Genomic DNA, 23299 nt, shown 5'->3' on the forward strand with positions numbered 1-23299 from the left:
AAATTGCCTTTGCCCATCTCGGCCTCCTTGCCTCAAAATTAGGGAAGAAGGCGTCTACAGATCTAGGGGCTATTCAACCAGCGAGTAGAGAAATAGATGCAAAATCGTTTTATGAGCACGGCCATCTGCACGGTCACAGCAATTGCCACTATTTGCGCGCCCCAGGCTCAAGCACAGTCCGCAGAGAACGAGCCTAACGCCGTCCTGATCCGTGGCGCCAAGATTTTCACCGGATGCTCTCCGGACCTCATCGAGGGTCAGGACGTGTTCATCGCGGGCAACCTGATCTCGCGCATCGGCGCCGACATTGAGGCACCTGACTTCGCAACGGTCATCGAGGCGGACGGTCGCGTCCTTATGCCCGGCCTGATCGACGCACACTGGCATGGCGTTTTCGCCGAAGCGACGATCCTGAAGCTGTTCACCACCACCGAAGGCTACTGGAACCTGCTCGCCGCCCGGGCCAGCAGCAACGCGCTTCACCGGGGCTTCACCACGCTGCGCGACACCGCAGGCCCGATGTTCGATGTGGCCCGCGCCTTCGACGAAGGGCTTATCGATGGGCCTCGGATTTTCCCGTCGGGGCCGGCATTGTCGCAGACCTCCGGGCATCAGGACTTCCGCCTGACGCGGGAAGTGCCGCAGACGTCCAACAATCTGGACACGCTTGAAACCGGGGACATGTTCTACATCGCCGATGGTGTGGATGAGGTACTCAAGCGCACGCGTGAGAACCTCATGCAAGGTGCGACCCAGATCAAGCTGATGGCTGGCGGCGGCGTCACCTCGTCCTATGACCCGCTCCATACGGTCCAGTACACGCAGGAAGAGCTCAAGGCCGCGGTTACGGCAGCCGCACATTGGGGCACCTATGTGCTGACCCACGCGATCACCGACGAGGCGGTGAACCACTCGCTGGACGCTGGCGTGAAGAGCATCGAGCACGGCCATACGTCCACGCGCGAAACGCTTCAGCGCATCAAGGATGAAGGGGCATGGCTCAGCATGCAGCCCTTCCTGAACGACGACAGCGCACCTGCCCTGAACGCGTTCCAGCAGGAAAAGTACGATTCCGTCGCGAACGGGACCGAGTTTGTCTACACCACGGGCAGGGAACTGGGCGTCAAGTTCGCCTTTGGTACCGACATCCTGTTCGACCCGGAACTCGCCAAGAAGCAAGGCGCCATTCTGGCGAAGCTCGGAAAGTGGTTCACGCCCTATGAGGCGCTGAAAATGGCGACGTGCGACAACGCGGAACTGCTGAAGCTGTCGGGCCCGCTGACGCCCTATCCGCTTGGCCCGCTCGGCGTCGTGGAAGAGGGCGCCTATGCTGACCTTCTGCTGGTCGACGGCAATCCGCTGGAGAACTTGGACCTCGTTAGCGATCCGGTCGCAAACTTCGACCTGATCATGAAGGACGGCGTGATCTACAAGAACGAGATGTGATCGAAAACGGGTGTTCCGGCGCTAGCCGGGCACGCAAGATCCAATCCGGAAACACGAAAGAGGCGGACGCATCGAGTTCGCCTCTTTCCATGATTTTCCGCCGCTGCGGGTGACAAAACCAAAGCGGGGCATATGGCCCCTCCCCGCCCGATCCGGTATTTGCCAGATCACTCCATTTTGCCGACATTAAACAAGACCACTCAGGGTGAACCATGCTCCTTAAGCGCATTGTCCGATCTCCGCTTGTGCATTTTTTTGTTCTCGGCGGCCTCGTGTTCGCGCTGTTTGCGGTAATGAACCCGGGCTCCGAAGCTTCGGGGCCTCAGCCAGAAAAGATTGTCCTGAGCCCCGAGACCGCCAGCCTGCTCGTTAGCAGAATGGCCGAATCCTTGGAGCGCCCCCCCACCTCGGACGATATCCGGTCAGCGATGGAAGCCTGGGCGATCGAGGAGGCACTGGTGCGCGAGGCGCGTGCGCTTGGGTTGGACCATGGCGACGAGGTCATCCGGAACCGGTTGCAGCAAAAGGTCCTTTATCTCGCCGAAGCCCCTGCTGCGGCTCAGGAACCTGACGAGGCCTCGCTTCAAGCCTTCTATGATGCGAACGCGGCGCGTTTCGAAGCCCCTGGGATTGTCAGCTTTCAGCATGTTCTCTTGTCCAGCAAGCTCGCGCGTGAAGAGATCGACGAAGCGCTCGCTCAATTGCGGAATGGCGCTGCGCCGGAATCCTTGGGGGCGGCGCAACTCATTCCACCGATTTTCGAGGAAATTCCGCTCTCAGCAGTGGACCGGGTGTTTGGGGCCGGATTCGCCCAGCAGGTCGCGACCCTCCCCCAAGGGCAGTGGACCGGCCCGGTTTCTAGCGGCTTTGGCCCTCATCTGGTTTATCTTTACCAATATGCTCCGGGCGAACTGCCCGAGCTTGAGGCGGTGCGCGACAAGGTCGTGGCCGAATGGCGCGCAGAGCAGGTGCGCGCCGCCCGTGAGGCCTTCGTTGAAACGCTCCTCTCTCGTTACGACATCGAGATGCCGGATGCGGACACGGTGACCCTGCAATGAGCTTCATCCGCCACGCCCTCCTGCTGCTGATCGTGATCCTTTGCCCGCTCCGGGCGGCAGCGCATGAACTGGACCCAGGCTATCTGGAACTCGCCGCTCTTGGCGAGGATCGCTGGCGCGTGACCTGGCGGACGCCAGACGTAGCCGGGACCCCGATGCCGATCTCCGTCAGCTTGCCGCTGGCCTGCGCACCGCGTGAGGGGCCCGCGCCGAAGTTTGATGGCAAAGGCTGGAGCACGACCTGGGTCGTTGCCTGCGAAGGCGGGCTTGCGGGCGAAACGATCCGGATCGACGCGCTGGAGCGCACCTCAACCGATACGCTGGTGCGCTACGAGATCGAACCGGGCACCGTGGAGGTGCGCCGACTGACCGCCACCGAACCGGCCTTCACCGTTGATGTTGTGCCCGGCGGACTGGGGATATTCACGAGCTATCTGGAGTTTGGCGTCGTCCATATCCTTGAAGGGATCGATCACCTCGTGTTCGTGTTTGCCCTGCTCCTGCTGACGGGCGGGACGCGCAAGCTGTTCTGGGCGGTGACGGCCTTCACGCTTGCCCATAGTATCACCCTTGCCGGATCGACATTCGGCTGGATCGCCCTTCCCTCCGCGCCGGTCGAAGTGGTGATCGCTTTGTCGATCGTATTTCTTGCCTACGAGATTTCCCTGCCGTCGCAGCGCCGCGATGCCCTTACCGAGCGGTTTCCCGGCTTTGTCGCCTTTGGGTTCGGCCTGATCCATGGCCTCGGGTTCGCCGGGGCGCTTCGCGAGATCGGCATTCCGCAAGGAGATGTCCCGCTCGCCTTGCTGGCGTTCAATCTCGGCGTCGAGACTGGACAGCTGATCTTCATCGCGACCTTGCTCGCGGCCTGGTTCATGATCCGCCGCATATTCCCTGGCATCCTCGCGCATCTGGGACGCATGACGGCCATTGCGAGCTACGCGATCGGGACGACCTCGGCCTATTGGGTGGTCGATCGACTGTCGGGTTTTTAACCGGCCGCCAGCTTCGAGCGCCTCATTGTCCGTCCTCAGATCGGGTCGGACCTCAATCAATGGCGCAGGACGCCGTCCGTGGCGGGTCGCTTCGCGGCTGATCGGGGGCGAGACAGGGCGAGAAGATCTTCCAGGAGATCAATCTCGTCGTCTTGCACGTTCGACCCGGCAACATGCTCCGAAGCGGCGCCCGGTGAAACGTCTGGTCGTCAAGAAAGACGAGGTTTGGTGCGCTGGCCGTTTCATCGATCGACGAAACGGCCAGTTCTATCCTGCAGGTCAGAGACCCGTCTTAGAAGTTGAGCACCTTGTAACCGACCTGAACCGACCAATCGGCGGGTGCGTCACCCCCGAAAAGAATGCCGGGCTTCACGAAGATCTGGCTGTCACCACCAAAGGCCTTGCCGGTCAGCATACCCGCCGTGACTTGCAGGCTCCCGAAGGTTCTCTCGTTTTCCCAGTCGTGAATGATGGCCGGATCGAAGGTCAGATAGTACTTCGGATTTGCCAGTTTGGGGACGTAGTAGAAATCGACCGTCGTCGTGTTGACGTTGTCGCCGTTGTCATTGCCGCCCTCAAGGCCAAACGTCTGCACCCATGCCGGAGCGAAGATCGAGCCATCGCTGAGGAACCAGGCATAGAAGAGAGAGGTTTCCATGACGAACTGGCCGTAGCCACTGCTGTCGCTTTCAGCGGTATCAAGGAACAACTCGACGGTGTAGGCGGCGCCACTCGTGGCACTCAGGTGGAAAACGTCGATGAACGTGACGCTGAGATCGCCGAACTTCAGATCACCGTCCGACAGCAACGAGTTGCGGGAAAACGGCACGGTAAACCTGAACGCCTTGTCGCCGTCGCCGATCGGCTTCAGGTAGAACGCTTCGAGAAGACCGGTGTTCACATCGGAATTAATCTCGCTGTACTGATACTGAATACCTGCCTGTGTCGTCAGCAACGTCGGATTGGTGCCATTGTTGACTTCGGCGAGCTCGCGCTGGACGTCGCTGATACCCGCCCCATCTTGCGCGATAGCCGGCGCTGCGGCGATGGACGTCGCCAGAGCAAGCAGAGACGTACATAGACTCTTTCGAAACATTACTTAGTCCTCCAATGATTCTCTTTATGATCGTTCCATCCGACGGGATGAGATCGAAGTTCGCTGCGGGATCGGCGACCAAACTGACAGTCTTCAGTGGGTTGCCATCGACGAGGATCAGGCTGGCACAGGCGCCTGTTGTCGGCTGACCCAAAAGACCTTGCTGATCGGTGTGCCGGGGCCCCGCAAGTTCCAGAAGATCGACATGGTCCGATGTCGCCAGCTTCAACATTTTGCGGGGCTTGAACCAGTGTACCAGCTCTCTCGGAAGCTTGCCCGGCCCCACGGCGGAGGCGGGTTCTGCCCCGAACGCGATCCTGACACCGGGTAGCTTGGCCAGATGCAGCGGATGCCGTCAACGCAACAAGGGATGTGATGAAACGCCTTGGAAGCAATTTTCAAACTCCGCCGAAATGGCGCGGCGCCCGCGTCGGCCCAGAGCGCGAATGCTTTCGCAGCTTCTCAGGCAGTCCGCGCTGACCGCATGCCATTCTCGGGATGGCGTGCGCCAGCAATGACATTCCCAAGCAGAACACGAATAAAGTCAGCATTTTCATATCTCTCTGACATTTGCGCCGTTCCCGGAGAGTCCGGCAATGTCTCCCAGCAGGGCTATCAAACGCGTACGCTATGATCCTCACAGCCTAAAGGCGTTTTTCGTGAGCATTCCAGATTTTGCTATGCAGATATTCTCAAAGATTAGCCGACCAGTGCCTATTCCCATCAATGAGACGCCAAGTGACTGGCGGGCGGCTCCGTGCCGCGAATGGAGGCGTTTCGTTCAAGATCAAGCGGCCGTGTTCCAAATCGTCTGACGACGAACAGAATACGTTTCGCTGGCCCGAGAGGGCACGAATCTGGCTTGATCCACGCTCATCTGGCGGCGCCGTATCGCCCCCCTTGCGAATGATCGCAGGAGACGCGCGAGGCAATTGAAAAGGCTCGTCCTTTCGAGGCCCGTCGATAGCCAGCGCATTGCGCCCGATTTGGCGCCGGCGCGCCGACAACACCCACGATACCCATAAGACCATTAGCCGCGGCAACTGCCTTGCTCCATCGTGGTAGTGACTGGCAATCTTCTCCGAACGACAAGGGGCCTACGCTCGGGTCGGTGAAGCCTCTGCGCGACAAAAATCGAGGATATGCGGTGCACACCCATTCGCACTCCCCACCCTATGCGTCATCACCCGAGGAGCAGGCTCGCCTGCTCGGGACCGACGCTGGCACGGGTCTGGCCCCCGAAGACGCCGCGGCGCGGCTGAGCACGCATGGGCCGAACGCCCTGCGCCGCCAGAAGCCCAAGAGCGTGGCCCTGATCCTTCGTCATCAGTTCGCAAGCGTGATCGTCTGGCTCTTGGCCGGAGCCGCCGCAATCTCGTTCCTGTGGCGCGACGTGGCCGAGGGCGTCGCGATCATCATCGTCTTGCTGATCAACGGCATCATCGGCTTTGTCACCGAACTGCGCGCCGCGCGGTCGATGGAGAAACTGATCCAGTTGAGCCGACTGCACGCGCGGGTCCGTCGCGGGGGCAAAGAACGCATGATCGACGCCTACGATCTTGTCCCCGGAGATATCGTGGTCCTGGAGCCAGGCGATGTTGTCCCGGCGGACCTGCGCCTTGCCGCGGTCTCGAGCCTTGAGGCGGACGAATCCGTTCTGACGGGTGAATCGCACGCGGTTGCGAAATCCATCGAGGCGGTCGGGTCAGATGCGGTGCTCGGGGATCGCTTCTGCATGGCCTATCAGGGCACGGCGATCACGAAGGGCACCGGCGAAGGGATCGTGATCGCGACGGGCATGGATACCGAGATCGGTCAGATCAGCGAGATGGTCCAGAGCGCCTCGGGCGAGGTCGCGCCGCTCGAACGGCGGCTGGACATGCTCGGGCGCAAGCTGGTCTGGCTGACGGTCTCGCTGGCCCTCCTGACCATTGGCGCGGGCATATTGCGCGGTTTCGATATAGCGACAATGATCCAGATCGGCGTCGCGCTGGCGGTGGCTGCGGTGCCCGAGGGGCTGCCCGTGGTCGCCACCCTCTCGCTTGCGCGCGGCCTTTGGCGCATGAGCGCGCGCAACGCGCTGATCCGGCAGCTTTCCTCGGTCGAGACCCTGGGCGCCACGACCGTCATCCTGACCGACAAGACCGGAACGCTGACCGAAAACCGCATGACGGTGGTAGACTATCTTCTGGACGGTCTCGACGTGACGCTCGGCACGCAGGACGACGCCGCGGCGTTCAAGATCGCCGACGAAAGGCTTGCCTGGGCGCTACGGGTCGGCGCGCTTTGCAATACCGCCGAGGCTGGCGACGGATCGAGTGACGAGCGCGCTGGCGACCCGATGGAACTGGCGCTGATCGCCGCCGCCCGCGATGCGGGTATCGACCGCGCCGACCTGCGGCGACGCTACCCGGAGCTGACCGAACATGCCTTCGATCCGGCGCGCAAGATGATGGCGATGGTTCTGGAAGACGGTCGGCACAATTTGGTTGCGGTCAAGGGTGCTGCGGAAGAGGTCATGGCGCTTTGCACGCGCGTTTTTACCGCCGAGGGGGCGGAGGTCGCGCTTGAGGATGCTGCAAGGCAGGACTGGCAGCGGCGCATTACAGGGGCGGCACATCAGGGCCTGCGCCTGCTGGCTCTCGCCATGAAGCGCGCGCCGGGTGCCGGGGTCGACCCTTACGGCGATCTGACGCTGATCGGCCTCGTATGCCTGCGCGACCCTATTCGCGCGGATGTGTCCGACGCCGTGCGGGCAAGCCGAACCGCAGGCGTGCGGGTCGTCATGGTGACCGGCGACCATGCCGACACCGCCCGCGCGATCGCGATCGCTGCGGGGCTTGGCGATGGTGCGCTTGAGGTGATCGACGGGAGCGCGTTGCGCGGGATAGATCTGGACACGATGAGCGATGAGATGCGCGCCCGCATCCTGCGCGCCGATGTCTTTGCCCGCCTCGATCCGGCAACCAAGCTGACACTGGTTTCTGTCTATCAGCGGGCAGGCCACGTCGTCGCGATGACCGGCGATGGTGTGAACGATGCCCCCGCGCTCAAGAAGGCCGATATCGGCATCGCCATGGGCCTTCGCGGAACCGAGGTGGCCAAGGAAGCGGCGCATATGATCCTGCGCGACGACGCGTTCTCAACCGTTATCGCAGCCATGCGACAGGGCCGCGTGATCTTCCAGAACATCCGCCAGTTCGTCATCTACCTGATGTCGTGCAACGTCAGCGAGGTGCTTGTGGTCGGGCTGGCCGTGGGCGGCGGGCTGCCGGTGCCGTTGCTGCCTTTGCAGATCCTTTATCTCAACCTGGTGACGGACATCTTTCCGGCCTTCGCGCTCGGACTTGGCGCAGGCAACGAACAGGTCATGTCGCAGCCACCGCGCGACCCGAAGGAGCCGATCATCGCCCGCCCCCACTGGTGGCAGATTGCCGTTCTGGGCGGCTCCATCACGCTGGCGACGCTGCTTGCCTTTGGCCTTGCGCTCTTTGCTCTCGAGCTCGCGCCGGCACCCTCGGTCACAGTAGCTTTCGTTACCCTCGCGCTGGCTCAGATCTGGAACGTCTTCAATGTGCGCGACCCCAGCACCAACGCGCTGAACAATGCGGTGACACGCAACCCCTATGTCTGGGGCGCGATCGCCCTTTGCCTTGGCCTTGTCGCACTGGCGCTTTGGCAGCCGCTTCTTGCGGATATCCTCCGGCTTGATCCGCCGGGCAAGGCGGGCTTGGGCCTCGCGGTCGCGATGAGCCTGGTTCCGCTTGTGATCGGTCAGATCTGGATCCGCTGGATGCCCGGAGCACGCCATCGGACGGGACGCGGGGGGCAATGACCCGGGGCGGCGCCACGGAGGAGCCGCCAGCCCGCGGGCCAGACGTCATGACCAGATCCAGGGCACGAGGATCAGCAGCAAGACGACGCAGAGCAGCGTCAGCGGTACTCCCGCCCGGATGTAATCGCGAAAACGATAGCGCCCCGCATCGTAGACCAGCAGGCAGGCCGGTTCGAGCGGTGAGATGAACGAAAGCGACGCTGACAACGTGACGAGAATGGCAAGCATCCTCGGGTCGAGGTCAAGCCCCTCGGCCGCCGCAACAGCGACAGGGATCACCGTGAGCGCGGCCGCCGCATTCGACATCGGCTGCGTGAGCAGGATGGTAATGAGACTGAATCCCGCCATGGCTGCGGTCGGACCCAAAGGGGCGCCGACCGCCACGATGTAGTCCGCGAGAAAATCTGCGGCGCCGCTTCGTTCCATGGCCGCTCCAAAGCTCGACATGCCCGCAATCAGCACCAGCAGGCGCCACTCGATGAACCGATAAGCCTGACTCATGCTGATGACGCCGGCAAGCACGACAACCAGCACCGCCGAAAGGAAGGCAATCGAGAGCGGGACCAGCCCCAATGCGCCAAGCGTGACCGCCGCGACCATGGCAACCAGCGTCGTGATCCCGTCGCGTCGGGTCAGGGCAACCTTGTCCACCTCGCTCAGGGCGCGCAGATCAGGGTCGCCGTGCAGCGCGGCCAGATCGTCCTCGCTCGCCTGCAACAAGAACAGATCCCCCGCCCGCAGGCGAAGGTTCTCGATCCGCACCGGCACCGTTCTATCGCGCTGATAAACTGCCAGGACAATGCTGCGGTACCGATCAAAGAAACCGATCTGTTTCAGCGTCCGCCCCACCAACCCTGATTGCGGGGTCACCACAGCCTCGAACGTGACCGGCGCCACCGCCTCGCCATGACGGTCCGAGAAGTGGATATCGGGCTCAAGTGCGAAATCCTTCGATTTCCAGAGCTTCAGGAACCCGTCTTTCGACGCGCGCACGATCAGTTCGTCCCCTTCCCGCAGCTTTCTGGAGGGATGAGGTCCGAGGCGCTCGGAGCCTCGCACGATCGCCAGCAGATCTGCATCGAGCGCCTCAAGATCGACATCATGCAGGGGCTTGCCGATAGCCGCAGATCCTTCGGGCAGACAAAGCGTGGTAAAGAAGTGCCGCGTGTCCTGCGCGGATCGCGTCTCGACCGCGCGATGCTCGGGGAACAGGTAGCTCCCGGGTCCCACGACCCAAAGCAGACCGGCAAGTGCGATCACCCCGCCAACGCCGGCGAACTCAAAGATCGAGAACGGCTCCAGCCCGAGGCGGGCGATCAGGCCACTGCTGGCAAGGTTCGCGGAGGTCCCGATCAGCGTGCACGCCCCGCCTAGCATCGAAGCATAGGCCAGCGGCATCAGAACACGGCTCGGGCTCACCTTTGCCTGACGCGCGGTCTCGACGGCCGCCGGCATCAGGATCGCCGTGGTGTTGGTATTGCTCAGAAAGGCGGAGCTACCCGCACAGACGCCAAGGATCGTCAGGATCGAGAGGCGCTGGTTCTGCCCGGCGACACGATGTGCGAGTTTCCCCAACCCATCCATCACCCCTGCCTTCACCACCGCGCCCGCCAGAACCATGATTGCGGCCAATACGATGATGACCTCGTCGCCAAACCCTCCGAACGCCTCGGCGGGCGTCAAGATCCCGGTGCCCACCAATGCGACGATCAACAGCAGCGCGACAATATCGACCGAGAGCCACTCGGTAACGAACAAGACCATCGCCACTGCCAGCAGCCCAAGAACGATTGCAATCTCTGGGGTCATGATCCGATCCTCAGCCCTGCACCGCTCTGATGCAGTGTTGCGCGACGTCGTTCAGGGTGGCGGGCTGGTGACGCCCCGATTTGGTCAGCATGATCGGGTCCTTGTTGCCGTGCACGCCCCGTGTGGCCGTTCCTCGTTGTCCTATCTATGCCAAGCCTCCAGCTTTTCGGCTACATCCGCAAGCATCATGAACCCGTGCGGGTTCAGGCGTTCCACCCAAAGCCGAGCATTGAACGCCTTCACGATCCCATGCGGACACTTCGCGAAAGGCGGTGTCCGCCGCCCGCATACGTTGATCGCGGGCGAGCACCGCCCCTAGCCCATTTCCACCAATCGTTTCAGCAGGTCTGAACGTTTCAGCATGCCGACGAACTGCTCCCCGTCGAGCACAGGAAACAGGTGGAACGAATGGGTGAGGAACGCCTCGGCTGCGTCGGTGATATCGGTTGAGACCGGGAGGGTCATGAGGTTGGTGGTCATGAAATCCGCCACCGTGCCCTTCCACTCCTGATAGTAGCTCGCGTTCAGTGTTGGACGAAAGCAGTCCTTCTGGCTCAAGAGGCCCTTCAACGCGCCGCTGTCGTCGATCACCGCGACCGCTGCGGCATTCTCTTGCACCAGTATCGCGACCGCGCGCCGGATCGGCATATCGGGATGCAGGACGGGCATGTCCCGAACCACAAGCATGTGCAGGGTTTCGTGCAGGCTCATGTCCGATCCTCCTCTGCGCGGCGATGCGGGCAGCCTTCGCAGGCGACATCCTTGAGACATGCCATCCCACCGCACGATCCCTTGATCGGCCCGCGCCCGAAGACCATCCCGAGCGCAAGCCCCCCGACGGCCAGAAGAACGATGCCAAGCGCCAACAGTAGTGCCACGGTCATTCCCTCACATCATGTGGCGGTCGAAGCCGCCGATCGTTTCGGCCCGGAGCGCCTCGCCCGTCTCGATCAGGAAAAGCGCTGCGATACCGTTCCGGCGAGCGATCTCCGGTCCGTTCACGCTCGCCGCAACCAGCGCGGTTGCCCATCCGTCCGCAGCCATGGCCGAAGGATCGAGCACCGAAACCGAGGCAGTGGCGCCTTCGACTGGCCGCGCGGTCCGTGGGTCGATGATATGGCCGTAGCGATGGCCCGCCAAACCGTAGCTTTGCGCCCGCAAGCCCGAAGTCGCCACCGAAAGCCCGGACGGCAGGCGCAGCCCCGCGAAGGCGCCCTCTACGGTCGGGCGTGGGTCCTCGATGGCAACCCGCCAGTCGCGCCCTTCCGGGTGGGCGCCCGCGCTTTTCAATTCACCGCCGAGGTCGATCAGGAAATCCGGATGGCCCGCCTCCAGAAGATGCGCCGCCATCAGGTCCAGCGCGTAGCCCTTGGCAATACCGCACAGATCCATGGTAAGTCCCGGATCGCGCTTGACCAGAACATCCTCCTCGGCGCTCAGCCCTTCCCATTTCCCGGTGCCCGAGCCCGAGATCCGACCGAAACCCCACCGCGCCACGAGCGGCCCGACCGTCGGATCGAAAGCGCCCGCACTGCTTCGCGCGATATCGAGAGCAGCCCGGGCCACACGCGCCACCCCGGGCGAAACGGCAGCTTCGCCGTGACCGGTATTGAAGCGCGAAATCTCGCTATCCGAGCGCCAGGGCGACATCTGGCGATCAACCTGGACAAGCAGTTGCTCAAGCCCTGCGCGAAGACCATCCCCAAAGGAGCCGCTCGGCAGGGTGACGCGCCAGTGACTGGCAAAGGCACGGCCCTCCAGCGTTTCGACGGGTCTCGCTCCGTTCAGAAGCGCCGGGCCCTGAGCCCGGGCAGTGCCGGTGCAAAGCGCGGCCCCGGCGAGTGCGATCAACTGGCGTCGGGTCGGGCGGATCAGCATGGCTTAACCTCCAAAATCGTCGTTGTGGATCGACTGCGGCTCGACGCCCAGTTTGGCGAGCGTATTCAGAACTGCCGAAATCATCACCGGCGGGCCACAAAGGTAGTATTCGCACTCTTCGGGCGCAGCATGGCGCGACAGGGCCGCCCGGACGGTATCGTGGATAAAGCCGGTCGCCCCCGTCCAGCGATCGCCGGGTGCGGGATCCGAGAGCGCCGGCGTCCATTCGAAACTCGGATGGCTCGCGGCTATGGTCTCGAACTCGTCCACGTAAAACAGATCCGCAGCAGAGCGCGCACCGTAGAAATACCGCATGGGCCGGTTGTGACCCAAGGCGATCTGCTCATGGATCATCGCCCGCAGCGGAGCCATCCCGACGCCACCTCCGATGAAGATCATCTCGCGATCAGAGGGTTCGACATGGAAATCGCCGAAGGGGCCAGAAGCCTCTACCAGATCGCCGGGCTTTCGTGAGAACAGCCAGGAGGAAACGATCCCTGGCGGTATGTCTTGCTCTTGCCCTGCGGGCGGAACGGCAAGCCGGATGTTGAAAACCGCATGACCGGCATCCTCGGGCCGGTTGGCGATGGAATAGGCGCGCGCCACCTTCTCGTTCGAAACCGAGCGCATCTGGGGCCAATCCGCGCGCCGCCAGATCTCGCGAAAGTCAGCCTCCAGGCTGATCTCGCTGAAGTCCAGATCGTAGGGCGGCGCAGTGAGTTGCAGAAACCCACCGGCTCTGAACGCAAAGGGCTGCCCTGCGGGCAGCTTCAGGACCAGTTCGCGGATCAGCGGCGCCAACTGCCGGTTCGAGACCACCGTGCACATGAAACCACTCGCCCCGAGAAACTCGTCCGGCACGCTCACCGAACACGGGCCGCGCAGCGCTGTCTGACAGGCCAGCCGCACATGCGCCTTGCGCTCCGCCGCCGAGAGGATGCCCTTCTCGGTGGTTTGTGGGGAGCCGGCACCCTCGCCCTCGACAACTACTCGACAAAGCCCGCAGGTGCCCGATCCTCCGCACGCCGCCGGAATGCCGATCCCCGCGCCGTGCAAGACCCCCAATAGGCGATCGCCGCGCGCCGCCACGATCCGCTCGGTTCCGTTCACCGTGACCGTCATCGCCTCGGCGGGGATCAACCGACGCCGGGTGGCCTGCAAAGCGAAAGCCAGCATCACGACCAGCACGACGACGATAAACGTTCCCAGAACGATCTCGGTCATGACGCCACCATCTGGGCGAAAGCCGCGAAGCCAAGCGACATCATACCCGCCAGAATGAAGGTGATGCCCAACCCGCGCAGGCCCTGCGGCAGATCGGCATAGCTCAGCCGAGCGCGGATCGCGCTCAGCATGACGACCGCGACGGCGAAGCCAAAGCCTGCGCCGACCCCAAAAACGGCGGATTCAGCGAGATCATAATTGCGCTCGACCATGAACAGGCTCCCGCCGAGGATCGCGCATTGCACGGTCAGCAGCGGAAGGAATACGCCGAAAGAGGCGTAGATCGCAGGAAAGAACCGGTCGAGCACCATTTCCAGCATCTGAACGGTCGCCGCGATCACCCCGATGAACGCGATCAGCCTTAAATAGGACAGATCGGTCTGCGGCAGGCCCGCCCAGGCCCAGGCGCCAGGCGCAAGAACCGCCGTGTAGATCAGGTGATTGAGCGGCACCGTCACCCCCATCACCGCGACCATGGCGATGCCCAACCCCAAGGCCGAGCCAGTCTTACGCGAAAGCGCGATGAAGGTGCACAGCCCAAGGAAGAGGGTCAGCGGCATGTTCTCGACAAAGGCCGCGCGCAGAAAAAGGGCCCACAACTCGCTCATTGGGACGCCTCCGGGTCATCTGGCGACAGATACTCCAGCGCCTCGGCCTGATCAGGAAATACGCTTCGGATCGCCCAGACCAGCCCACCAAGAAGAAAGAAGGCGGACGGGGCCAGAAGCATCAGGTTCAGCGGCGTAAACCAACCGCCCTGATCGACAGTCGGCAACACCTGCCATCCGAGCAGCGAGCCCGCCCCGAACAGTTCTCGGATGGACCCGATCACTGTCAGCGCGAGCGAATAGCCCAATCCGTTGCCCAAGGCATCGACCATGGATCGCAGCGGCGGGTTGTGGCGCGAAAAGGATTCCGTCCGCCCGAGCACGAGGCAATTGGTGGTAATGAGGCTGACGAAGACCGAAAGCCTCTGGCTGATCTCGAACAGATAGGCCTGCAAGATCTGATCAATCACGATCACCAGCGAGGCCACGATGACGATTTGAACGATGAGGCGGATCGAGTCGGGGATATGCCGCCGTATCACGCTGATCAGCCCCGCCGACATCACCAGAACGACCGTCAACGCCCCCGACATTGTCAGAGCGGTCTCCATCGAGGTCGTCACGGCCAGCGCCGAGCAGATACCGAGGATCTGAAGGGTCACCGGGTTCTGGCGCAGAAGCGGTGAGAATAAGATGCTGCGCAGGCTCGCGGGTGCAGACATGGCTCAGAACTCTCCGCGCTGAATGGCGTCAATCAGGCGGCCATAACCGTCTGGCCCAAGCCAGAAACGCATGATGTGCGTAATCGCATTCGAGGTGCGCGTGGCGCCGGTGATCCCGTCGACCTCATGGGCGCTGCCCGCACTCCCTTTCGCGACTGCAAAGCGCACCACGCCGCTGGCATCCGAGACCTGCTTGCCGGGGAACTGGCCAAGCCAAGCGGGTTCTTCGATGCGGCCGCCAAGGCCGGGGGTCTCGGATTGTCCTGTGATCGCGAGACCGGCGATCGTGTTCATATCGGCCCGCAATGCGACGATAGCGTTGATCGGAGCGTTGTAGCCCGCCCCGCTGACCGGCAGCAGTACGAGAGACAGATCACCCGAGGCGTCGCGCAGGAAATAGACCTGCGCGTAATTCGGACGCCGCCCGAGCCCGGCAAGATCCTGCGCCGCACTCAGTTCGGTCCAGTGCGCCGGATCTTCGAGCGCCGCAGCAAGCGTCGCCGGCGTCACATCCGCAGCCGCGCCGCGATTCAGATCGACTACCACGGTCGAGAGCGCTCCGCCGTCCTGCAAGAGCAGATCGGACATGCCCGGGACGCCCGAAATCAGCGCCTCAAGCCGCGCCGCCTGCTCGGCCGCCCGGTTTGCTGCCTGGATCGGGCGTAGGATCACTGTGGCACCGGTGACCATGAGCGTGCAGACAAGCGCAACCAGAAAGGCCATTGCCAGCGTCTTGGCCCGGCTCTCGTTGGGCAGGGCCAGAAGTCGGCGCCACGCTGTGATCGGGTTCAGATCAACCATGTCGTTTTCTCCTGCGCGCGGCCCATAGCGCGATTGCGGTCTCATCGAGAAGCGGGGCAGCAAGCGAGGCCAGAAGTGCCGCAGCGACAGCGATCTGCATCGGCGCCGCCCCATGCCAGCCAGTGGCGAACAGAACGATCAGCCCCGCATAAAGCGCACCGTTCAGCCACCCGCCGACCCGGGTAGAGGCGCTCGCGACCGGATCAGACACCAGTAGCGCCAGCACAATCGCGGCCGCGGGCAAGGCGGCAGCCACCGGCGCACCCGCAATAAACGCCAGCGCCATGACCGACAGCGCGCCCAGGATCAGGCGCGGGGAGATGACCCCGAAGATCACCCCCATCGCCAACGCCGGCAGTGCGGCCCAGGAGACGGGCAGCACGAAATCGGGCCAGTGCGCGGCGGGAAAACCAAACCCCAGAAACGCCAGGGTCACGGTTGCGGGGTTCAAGACGTTGCGCCCCCACCCTCCGAAAACCAGCTCGGCCATGACCGAACCAAAACTGATCCCGAGGACAAGCTGAAACAGGCTCAGATCATACGGCGCAAGCATTGCGACCGCGATGCCCGTCAACGCCCCCGCGAAGGAGGGCTGCTGCGCACGGGCAAGCATGAAGATGATATGCCACCCCCCCGAGACGAACAGCGTAAAGACCAGTCGCCAGAACGCCCCCGCGCCGCCAAACCAGAGCCAGGCCAGCGTCATCGGCATCATTGCCATCAAGAGCATGAGCGCCACCATCTCGCGGTCCCAAAGACCCCGCCTCATGCTGTGCCCTCCTCTTGCGCGATACGGTCGAGCAGCGAACGAAGCTGGTTGGCGAGCCGAGGCCGCGCACCGGTCACATAATCGGCCAGCGCCAGATCCTCTTCGACGAGCGACAGGCCGCCAAGTTGCATGAAGGCCTCGGCATCGCCTGCGGCCAGCGCGCGCACCAGCGCGGCGGCAGGCAGAGCGGCACCGCCCATTGACGATTCGAGCGCTGCTGTTGGAATGATTGGCGCGTTATGGGCTGCGCGCGCCAGCGCCGCGCCGAACCAGTGCCGCCTCTGGGGCGTCGCCCCGCGCTTCAGCACCGTCACCAGACGATCCCGCGGACCGAGCCAATGCGCCGGACGCCCGTCAAGAACAGAACCGCTCAGCACATCATGGGGCCCGGCTTGAAGATAGGGCTGCGCCAGGCCGCGCAGATCCGCCCCCGGCTGGCATCGCACAAGCTTGGCCCCGCGCAACGCGTCTCCCGTCAAGGCAACCAACCGCGTGGAGTGGAGATAGCCACTTGCCAGCAAGTGCCCCAGATCGGCCACGTCTTCGGCCGCGACGTCCCACACCGGCGCCCCAATCCGCGCAGGGAAATGGCGATGAAGCTGAAAGCCCGCCAGCCCTTGGGGGTGGCGCGTACCCGCTTGCAGTCGCGTGACATTGGCAGGGATCGCGCCTTGATGGCGAAATGTATGCGCTTCGCAGAAATAGATCGGTGCGTCGGCAAGGCGTCCAAGTGCTTCAAGCCCTCGCTCCAGATCCTCTTCGCGGCCCGCGACGGCCAGATCTGGCCTCACCGCGCCCGGTCTGCTGTCTGCGGCCATGACGAATATTGCGGCCGGGCTTTCGTTGGGGCCCGGAGCGCGACCGAAGGGTCGGCTGCGAAAGGCCCGCCACAGGCCGCTCTCGTGCAAGAGCACACGCAGGGCGTCCGCCTCCCCCCCAAGCGCATCGGCCGTGTCGAACCGATACCTGTCTCCATCCGGATCGTGAAACAGAACGAGCTGCGTGAGCCGCCGTCCTGGCGCCAGGTCAATCCGGGCAACTCGTCCAGCCATCGGGGCTACGATCGCGGCGCCGGGCGCTTGCCGCAACCGCATAAGCGGCTGCCCCTGAGCGACAAGCGCATTCTCCTCCACGAGCAGAGTGACACGCAGATCTTCGCCATGCTCCGGCACCAGCGCAGCCTCGTCGGTGAGACAAACGGACGGATCGGCCTGTGCCTCGGACAGACCGGGCTGCGGCAAGATCAGCCCTGCAGAAAAGTGAGATCCGAACATCTCCACTCCGTCTTCAACGTCGCGCGCCAAGTCCGCTCGGGTCCGATCATTGCAGGAATCGTCCAGCCGGGATAGCATGGAAACGCGATTGCAGGCCCCCACATCGACAGAAGGTAACCTGGCATGGCTCTGGAACTTAAAGATTTTTTTAAGATATTCCTTTTTTCTGCGTTCGTCTCGGCCCTGCCTGCCCCTTCCTGGGCGCAAGATGCAAACACCATCTCTTCGTCAGAGATCGACGCGATCGCGGAGGAACTCGAGCTCTTCGTGATGCCCAAATCCGGGCCGTTCCAACCCGATCAGATCAAGATCGAAAATCAGGTGGCGATTGGAAACTGGGCCCGGTCCGGTCATTCGGACGCATCGGCGGAAGCTTTCGCCCATTGGAACGACACCGGGAAAATCCCACCCGCATGTTCGGTCTGCCATTCGGGAACCGGCTTTCGCGCCTTCCACGGTCTGGATGGCGCGTCGCCGGGCGTGCCTGCGGATCCGGTTGCGACGGGAAGTGTCGTCGATTGCGCGACTTGCCACAATCCTGGCCTGGCACAGGTCCGCGAGATCCGCTTCCCGAGCGGGATCATGCACCCTGTCGCATCGACTGCGGAAACCTCCTGCATGACCTGCCATCAGGGGCGCGCGTCGGGCGCGCGGATCAGCGACGCAGTCGCCTCGCGCGAGGCGGATCAGCCCAGCGCAGAACTGAGCTTCATCAACCCGCATTATGCCGTCGCCGCCGCGACATGGCTCGGCGGTTATGCGGGTGGCGGCTATCACTACCCCGACCGCAGCTACTCGGGTCGCTTCTTTCACGCCCGCCCCGTCGCGACCTGCGTCTCCTGCCACGAACCGCATAACCTCAAGGTCGCGGAACAGACTTGCCTGACGTGCCATGAGGACGGGACGCCGGAGAACATCCGGCTTTCGCGCCAAAGCTTCGACGGTAGCGGCGATCTGACCAAGGGTATCAAGGCGGACATCCAGGCGAATGCCGCCCGCCTGCACACCCTGATCATCGACTATGCCGCCGCTGTGGCCGGAACGCCCATGGCCTATGACGGCCACAAGCACCCCTATTTCTTTGCGGACGCAAATGGCGATGGGCGCGCGGACGAGATGGATGGCAAGAGCATTGCCTACAATGCATGGACCCCGCGCCTGCTCCAGGCGGCCTACAACTGGAAGTTCGTCACCTCTGACGCAGGCGCCTTCGCGCACAATCCGCATTACGCGCTTGAGCTGCTCTACGATTCCACCGAAGACCTCGCCAAAGCGCTCGGCCATGATTTCGCCTCGTGGAACCTCGCGAGGTGAGGCGCACTCAGTTCGCATGGTCTCAGCACCCGCTTGGGGCCGCCCCGGTCTGAATGCTGTAAAGCTGTCCCCTACGCCGCTCTGGGACTAAGGCGCGCGGTCGACGCCGGGCGCACGATGCTGCTGTCCGGCTTAACCAAGCCCCTGAAGCGACAGTTTAGGCGCAGTCCTGTCTGGCCGCCTCTAGATCGCCGCTATTCTGGGGCCGCTGCGGCAGCTAACCGGCTCCAACCGTTCCGATCAATTGAATGCCCTGTCGTGGCGCGAGCGCAGGTTTCGCAGCGCGAACGCGATCAGAAACAGCCCGGTCAGGATCAGCACGATCGTCGGCGCCGGCGCCGCGTCAAGCCAGAAGGACGCATATGTCCCGGAGACGCCCGCGAATACGGCCACCGCCACAGAGACCAGCAGCATGGTGGAAAAACGCCGGGTCAGCAGGAAGGCGACGGCGCCAGGAGCGATCAGGTAGGCAACTGACAAGATGATGCCCACCGACGAGAGCATCGACACGATCGTCGCGGAAAGGATCGCCAGCAAGCCGTAATGCATCAAGCCGACGGGCAGTCCGATCATCCGGGCCTGAACCGGATCAAAGCTATGGGCCAGAAAATCACGCCACTTGATCCCCAGGATCAGGGCAACCCCGCCAGAGATCAGCCCGGCGGTCCAAAGCTCACCCGCGTCCACTCCGAGCATGTTGCCGAACAGTATGTGGTCAAGGTGGATCGAAGCCTCAATCTGCGTGTAGAGAACGATACCCGCGCCGAACATTCCCGAAAAGACGATCCCCATGACGGTATCTTGCTTGATCCGCGAATGATCCGTGATGAAGCCCGTGAAAAGCGCACAAAGAAGCCCCGCAAGAAACGCGCCAATTATCAAGGGTATCCCCGCGATATAGGCCAGCACGACACCGGGTAGAACTGCGTGGCTCGTGGCATCGCCCATCAGCGACCAGCCCTTCAGGACGAGGAAGGCACTCAGCATCGCCGCCGCGGGTGCGATCAGCACCACGATCAGCAGCGCGTTTTGCATGAAGGGAAACTGGAATGGCAGGAGCAGGTCACTCATTGCGCTATGCCCCTCACGGCGGCTTTCGCCCGCGCCCGCGCAGCCAGCAACCCGTGTTTGGGCGCAAAGACCAGCACGGCTGCAAAGAGCGCGGTCTGCAAGCAGACGATCACGCCGCCCGTTGCCCCGTCGAGAAAATAGCTGACATAGGCCCCGAGAGCCGAGGTGATTGATCCGATCGCCACCGACAGCATCAACAACCGCGGGAAGCGGTCAGTCAGCAGGTAGGCGGTGGCTCCGGGGGTAACGACCAGCGCGATCACCAAGAACGCGCCAACGGTCTGCATCGCCGCAACCGTGGATGCCGAGAGCAATGTGAAGAACACCAACCTCAGCGCAGTGACGTTCAGGCCGATCGAGCGGGCATGGGCCTCGTCGAAGAACACCGCCAGAAGATCGCGCCATTTTGCAAGCAGCACGACCAATGACACGCCGCCGATGATCGCTAGCTGCAACGTGTCGCCGGGCGTGATCGCAAGGATATTCCCCATGATGATCGTCTGGATCGACACCGCCATCGGGTTCAGTGACACCATGAAGAGCCCGAGGCCGAAAAACGCGCTGAAGATCAGACCGATCACCACATCCTCTTTCAGGCCGGACCTTTGGCGCAGGAAGAGCATCGACAACGCTGCAAGCCCCCCGGACAGGAAGGCGCCGAGCGCAAAGGGCAGTCCCAGCATGTAGGCCCCGGCCACGCCGGGCACCACGGAATGCGACAGCGCATCACCGATCAATGACCAGCCCTTTAGCATCAGATACGCCGACAGAAAGGCGCAGACCGCCCCAACCAGCGCCGAGACCCAGATCGCGTTAGTCATGTAAGCGTACTGGAATGGCTCCAGCCAAGTCATGAACTGCGCTCCTTCACGGTTCGGGCGCGATCGTCGTAGATCACCAACGGTCGCTCATCGTCAGTGAAGATGTCGAGCTTACGCGGGTCCTCATCCGCGTGCAGCCGCTGCCCCTCCAGCAGGAAGTGCCGCAGCACGCCCCCGAAGGCTTCCTTCAGGTTCTCAGGGGTGAAGACATCCACCGTGCGCCCGTGCGCCAGCACCGTTCCGCGCACCAAGACAACGTGGTCGCAGAACTCGGGGACGGATCCGAGGTTGTGCGTGGCGACCAGCATGACCCGCCCCTCTTCGCGCAGGTCACGCAGCAGGGCGATGATCTGCTCTTCGGTCTTCACATCTACACCAGTGAACGGCTCGTCCAGCAGGATGACCTGCGCATCCTGGGCAAGCGCCCGCGCGAGGAAGACGCGCTTTTTCTGCCCTCCCGACAGCTCACCGATCTGACGGCGGCGCAACTCGCTGATGTTAACCCGTGCGAGTGCCGAGGCGACCGCCTCGTGATCGACAGCGCGCGGGCGGCGCAGAAAGCCCATATGACCGTACCGCCCCATCATCACCACGTCCTCGACCAGCACGGGGAAGGTCCAGTCGACCTCCTCGGCCTGCGGGACATAGGCGACCGCCTGACGCTTCATCATCGCGCGAACCGGCTCGCCAAGGATTTCGATCGTGCCCGCCGACACCGGGACAAACCCCATGAGGGCCTTGAAGAGCGTCGACTTGCCGGCGCCATTCACACCAACCAACGCCGCGATCGTTCCGCGCGGAATGGCGAAGCTGGCGTCGCGCAGCGCGATATGGCCATTGCGGTAGATAACCGTCACGCCATCGGCGCGGATGCCGTCGCCCGTCATTCCTTCAATCCTCTTACGATCGTTTCGGATGTGACCCGCAGAAGGTCCAGATAGGTCGGCACCGGACCATCGGGTTCAGAAATGCTGTCGACGTAGAGCACGCCGCCATATTCCGCCCCAGTCTCTCGCGCCACTTGCCGCGCCGGTTTGTCCGAAACCGTGCTTTCCGAGAACACCACGGGGATCTCGTGCGCGCGCACCGTGTCGATCACCGCCCTCACCTGCTGCGGCGTCCCCTGCGCATCGGCATTGATCGGCCAGAGGTACGCTTCCTGCAGGCCGAAATCGCGGGCCAGGTAGGAGAACGCCCCTTCGGATGTCACAAGCCAACGACGGTTGGGCGGCAGCGCCCGCGCCGCCTCGCGCAGCGGTCCGATGACCTCCGCGATCTGCAACTTGTAAGATTCGGCGTTCGCGGCATAGGTCTCGGCATTGGCCGGGTCCGTCTCGCTGAGTGCATCACGGATATTGTCGATATAGACCTCGGCGGAATCGAGGGCCATCCAGGCATGCGGATTGGGCTTGTCCGCATAATCCCCACCAGAGATCGCTATCGGCACCACACCATCGGAGACTGTCGCGGCGGGAACGTCGCGCAGGTTAGAGAAGAACTGCTCGAACCAGCGTTCAAGGTTCAGCCCGTTCCACAAGATCAGGTCTGCGTCCTGCGCCTTGAGCAGGTCGCGCGGAGTGGGTGAATAGTCGTGAATCTCGGCGCCAGGCCTGGTGATCGAGACGACCTCGGCCGCATCGCCAGCCACATTCTGCGCCATATCCGCAATGACCGTGAAGGTCGTGACCACCTTGAGTTTGTCCTGCGCGCTCGCAGGTCCGGCAAGTGCCGTCAGTGACAGGCTCGCAATCAATCCAAGTACCGCACCTTTGCCGATCATTGCCGTCTCCTACTCCGGTTCGCCCCAAATGCATTTAGGAATGATTTGCAACTGTCAAGAGGAATGCAAATCATTTGCATCTGGCACTTGCATGCCTCCCACAAAATGCGCGAAAAAAAACCATGAACGAGATCGCCCGCCGAACCGAGAAACTCACCAACGCTCTGCGGAAAGCGGGGGTACGCATTACGCGCCAGAGGGCCGCGCTGCTGTCCGTTCTGGCGCAGGCTGAAGACCATCCCGAAGCGGTCGAGCTACAGCGCCGCGCAGAAGAGGTCGTGCCCGGCATTTCCCTTTCGACTGTCTACAGGACACTGACCGAACTGGAATCGCAGGGCGTCATACTGCGCCACCAGTTCGCAGGTGCGCCAGCGCGGTTCGAGCACAGCGAGACAACCCACCACGATCATATGATCGACGTGGACACCGGCGAAGTGGTGGAATTTTCCAACGACAGAATTGAACGCCTTCAGGCCGAGATCGCAGAAGCGATGGGTTACGAGATCGTGCACCATCGGCTTGAACTCTATGTGCGCAGGAAAGGCGCGGCACTTACCGCAGAGTGACGCGCCGCGTTGGGAATTAAGGCCAATCTTCTGTGCAGGTGGTGTCAGACCAATTCGAACCAGTATCCGAATGGACAGTTAGCCTGCCCCTTATGCCGCGCCAAGCTGGCGCCACTCGGCGAGAGCGGCGTCGCGGTTCAGCTTGAAATTATCCCTGGAGTAGAAGCTTCGTTCCGAGTTGAAATGGTTGAAGACTGAGGCGTGGACGGCGGCGAACTGAATAGCCCCGCGTTTTCTAGACGCCTTCGGGTCTCAGTTTCCGCTGCCGTTCGAACTCGACGGGCGACAGCAT

21 protein-coding genes and 1 pseudogene are annotated in these 23299 nt (G+C 62.8%); 6 read left to right on the top strand and 16 right to left on the bottom strand.

The annotated features are described in order from the left end of the window. Positions 1-111: 111 nt before the first annotated feature. The 3 genes from KTQ37_RS15715 to KTQ37_RS15725 all read left to right on the top strand — a co-directional run bounded on the left by KTQ37_RS15715 (position 112) and on the right by KTQ37_RS15725 (position 3499). Positions 112-1446, top strand: a complete 1335-nt coding sequence (locus tag KTQ37_RS15715) for a metal-dependent hydrolase family protein (protein ID WP_218631460.1) — start codon at positions 112-114, stop codon at positions 1444-1446. Positions 1447-1658: 212 nt separating this feature from the next. Next, entirely contained in the window at positions 1659-2504 is an 846-nt protein-coding gene (locus KTQ37_RS15720) for a peptidyl-prolyl cis-trans isomerase (RefSeq protein WP_218631461.1), read from the top strand. Continuing rightward, a complete protein-coding gene (locus KTQ37_RS15725) occupies positions 2501-3499 on the top strand; it encodes a HupE/UreJ family protein (protein WP_218631462.1) in 999 nt (332 codons plus the stop codon). The genes KTQ37_RS15720 and KTQ37_RS15725 overlap by 4 nt, the downstream gene beginning before the upstream one ends. 292 nt (positions 3500-3791) lie before the next feature. Here the strand turns inward: KTQ37_RS15725 and KTQ37_RS15730 are convergent, their stop codons facing one another. Beyond that, positions 3792-4595, bottom strand: a complete 804-nt coding sequence (locus KTQ37_RS15730) for a hypothetical protein (protein WP_218631463.1) — start codon at positions 4593-4595, stop codon at positions 3792-3794. A gap of 1147 nt (positions 4596-5742) precedes the next feature. Here KTQ37_RS15730 and KTQ37_RS15735 point away from each other — a divergent pair. Next, positions 5743-8430 carry a cation-translocating P-type ATPase gene (locus KTQ37_RS15735; protein ID WP_218631464.1) on the top strand — a complete coding sequence of 896 codons (2688 nt, stop codon included), beginning with the start codon at positions 5743-5745 and terminating at the stop codon, positions 8428-8430. Between the two features lie 45 nt (positions 8431-8475). On the opposite strand, the gene KTQ37_RS15740 is transcribed toward KTQ37_RS15735, so the two are convergent. From KTQ37_RS15740 to KTQ37_RS15785, 10 genes are all read right to left on the bottom strand, one after another. Further along, a complete protein-coding gene (locus KTQ37_RS15740) occupies positions 8476-10239 on the bottom strand; it encodes an SLC13 family permease (RefSeq protein WP_218631465.1) in 1764 nt (587 codons plus the stop codon). Positions 10240-10554: 315 nt separating this feature from the next. Further along, positions 10555-10950 (bottom strand): CBS domain-containing protein, encoded by a 396-nt coding sequence (locus KTQ37_RS15745; protein ID WP_236021285.1) that lies wholly within the window; start codon positions 10948-10950, stop codon positions 10555-10557. Beyond that, on the bottom strand, positions 10947-11123 hold the full coding sequence (nqrM, locus tag KTQ37_RS15750) for a (Na+)-NQR maturation NqrM (protein ID WP_236021286.1): 177 nt from the start codon (positions 11121-11123) through the stop codon (positions 10947-10949). Before nqrM ends, KTQ37_RS15745 begins: the two co-directional genes overlap by 4 nt. Before the next feature lie 4 nt (positions 11124-11127). Continuing rightward, entirely contained in the window at positions 11128-12117 is a 990-nt protein-coding gene (locus KTQ37_RS15755) for an FAD:protein FMN transferase (protein WP_218631466.1), read from the bottom strand. Between the two features lie 3 nt (positions 12118-12120). Then, positions 12121-13341: an NADH:ubiquinone reductase (Na(+)-transporting) subunit F gene (gene nqrF / locus KTQ37_RS15760; protein WP_218631467.1), complete on the bottom strand. Its 1221-nt coding sequence runs from the start codon at positions 13339-13341 to the stop codon at positions 12121-12123. Further along, positions 13338-13949, bottom strand: a complete 612-nt coding sequence (gene nqrE, locus KTQ37_RS15765) for an NADH:ubiquinone reductase (Na(+)-transporting) subunit E (RefSeq protein ID WP_218631468.1) — start codon at positions 13947-13949, stop codon at positions 13338-13340. Before nqrE ends, nqrF begins: the two co-directional genes overlap by 4 nt. Then, complete coding sequence (locus tag KTQ37_RS15770) at positions 13946-14611, bottom strand: NADH:ubiquinone reductase (Na(+)-transporting) subunit D (protein WP_218631469.1); 666 nt, start codon at positions 14609-14611, stop codon at positions 13946-13948. Before KTQ37_RS15770 ends, nqrE begins: the two co-directional genes overlap by 4 nt. Before the next feature lie 3 nt (positions 14612-14614). Next, positions 14615-15412 (bottom strand): FMN-binding protein, encoded by a 798-nt coding sequence (locus KTQ37_RS15775; RefSeq protein WP_218631470.1) that lies wholly within the window; start codon positions 15410-15412, stop codon positions 14615-14617. Further along, positions 15405-16181: an RnfABCDGE type electron transport complex subunit D gene (locus KTQ37_RS15780; RefSeq protein WP_218631471.1), complete on the bottom strand. Its 777-nt coding sequence runs from the start codon at positions 16179-16181 to the stop codon at positions 15405-15407. Before KTQ37_RS15780 ends, KTQ37_RS15775 begins: the two co-directional genes overlap by 8 nt. Beyond that, the gene (locus KTQ37_RS15785) at positions 16178-17455 is read right to left on the bottom strand and encodes a Na(+)-translocating NADH-quinone reductase subunit A (RefSeq protein WP_218631472.1); all 1278 of its coding nucleotides are present in this window, start codon (positions 17453-17455) and stop codon (positions 16178-16180) included. Before KTQ37_RS15785 ends, KTQ37_RS15780 begins: the two co-directional genes overlap by 4 nt. A gap of 270 nt (positions 17456-17725) precedes the next feature. Between KTQ37_RS15785 and KTQ37_RS15790 the strand changes: the two genes are divergently transcribed. Then, the gene (locus KTQ37_RS15790; RefSeq protein WP_236021287.1) at positions 17726-18769 is read left to right on the top strand and encodes a cytochrome c3 family protein; all 1044 of its coding nucleotides are present in this window, start codon (positions 17726-17728) and stop codon (positions 18767-18769) included. A 240-nt stretch (positions 18770-19009) separates the two neighbouring features. On the opposite strand, the gene KTQ37_RS15795 is transcribed toward KTQ37_RS15790, so the two are convergent. From KTQ37_RS15795 to KTQ37_RS15810, 4 genes are read right to left on the bottom strand one after another with little or no spacing between them, the layout of a single operon-like run. After that, entirely contained in the window at positions 19010-19840 is an 831-nt protein-coding gene (locus KTQ37_RS15795) for a metal ABC transporter permease (RefSeq protein ID WP_218631474.1), read from the bottom strand. Beyond that, a complete protein-coding gene (locus KTQ37_RS15800; protein WP_218631475.1) occupies positions 19837-20694 on the bottom strand; it encodes a metal ABC transporter permease in 858 nt (285 codons plus the stop codon). Before KTQ37_RS15800 ends, KTQ37_RS15795 begins: the two co-directional genes overlap by 4 nt. Then, a complete protein-coding gene (locus tag KTQ37_RS15805; RefSeq protein ID WP_218631476.1) occupies positions 20691-21548 on the bottom strand; it encodes a manganese/iron ABC transporter ATP-binding protein in 858 nt (285 codons plus the stop codon). Before KTQ37_RS15805 ends, KTQ37_RS15800 begins: the two co-directional genes overlap by 4 nt. Continuing rightward, on the bottom strand, positions 21545-22441 hold the full coding sequence (locus KTQ37_RS15810) for a metal ABC transporter substrate-binding protein (RefSeq protein WP_218631477.1): 897 nt from the start codon (positions 22439-22441) through the stop codon (positions 21545-21547). The genes KTQ37_RS15805 and KTQ37_RS15810 overlap by 4 nt, the downstream gene beginning before the upstream one ends. Positions 22442-22563: 122 nt before the next feature. Between KTQ37_RS15810 and KTQ37_RS15815 the strand changes: the two genes are divergently transcribed. Beyond that, on the top strand, positions 22564-23007 hold the full coding sequence (locus KTQ37_RS15815) for a Fur family transcriptional regulator (RefSeq protein ID WP_218631478.1): 444 nt from the start codon (positions 22564-22566) through the stop codon (positions 23005-23007). Positions 23008-23097: 90 nt separating this feature from the next. Here KTQ37_RS15815 and KTQ37_RS16825 read toward each other — a convergent pair. After that, positions 23098-23223, bottom strand: a pseudogene (locus KTQ37_RS16825) (IS6 family transposase); the annotation flags it as partial. Positions 23224-23299: the final 76 nt, after the last annotated feature.

The sequence above is a fragment of the Sedimentimonas flavescens genome, assembly GCF_019264375.1.
Lineage (GTDB): Bacteria > Pseudomonadota > Alphaproteobacteria > Rhodobacterales > Rhodobacteraceae > Rhodobacter > Rhodobacter flavescens.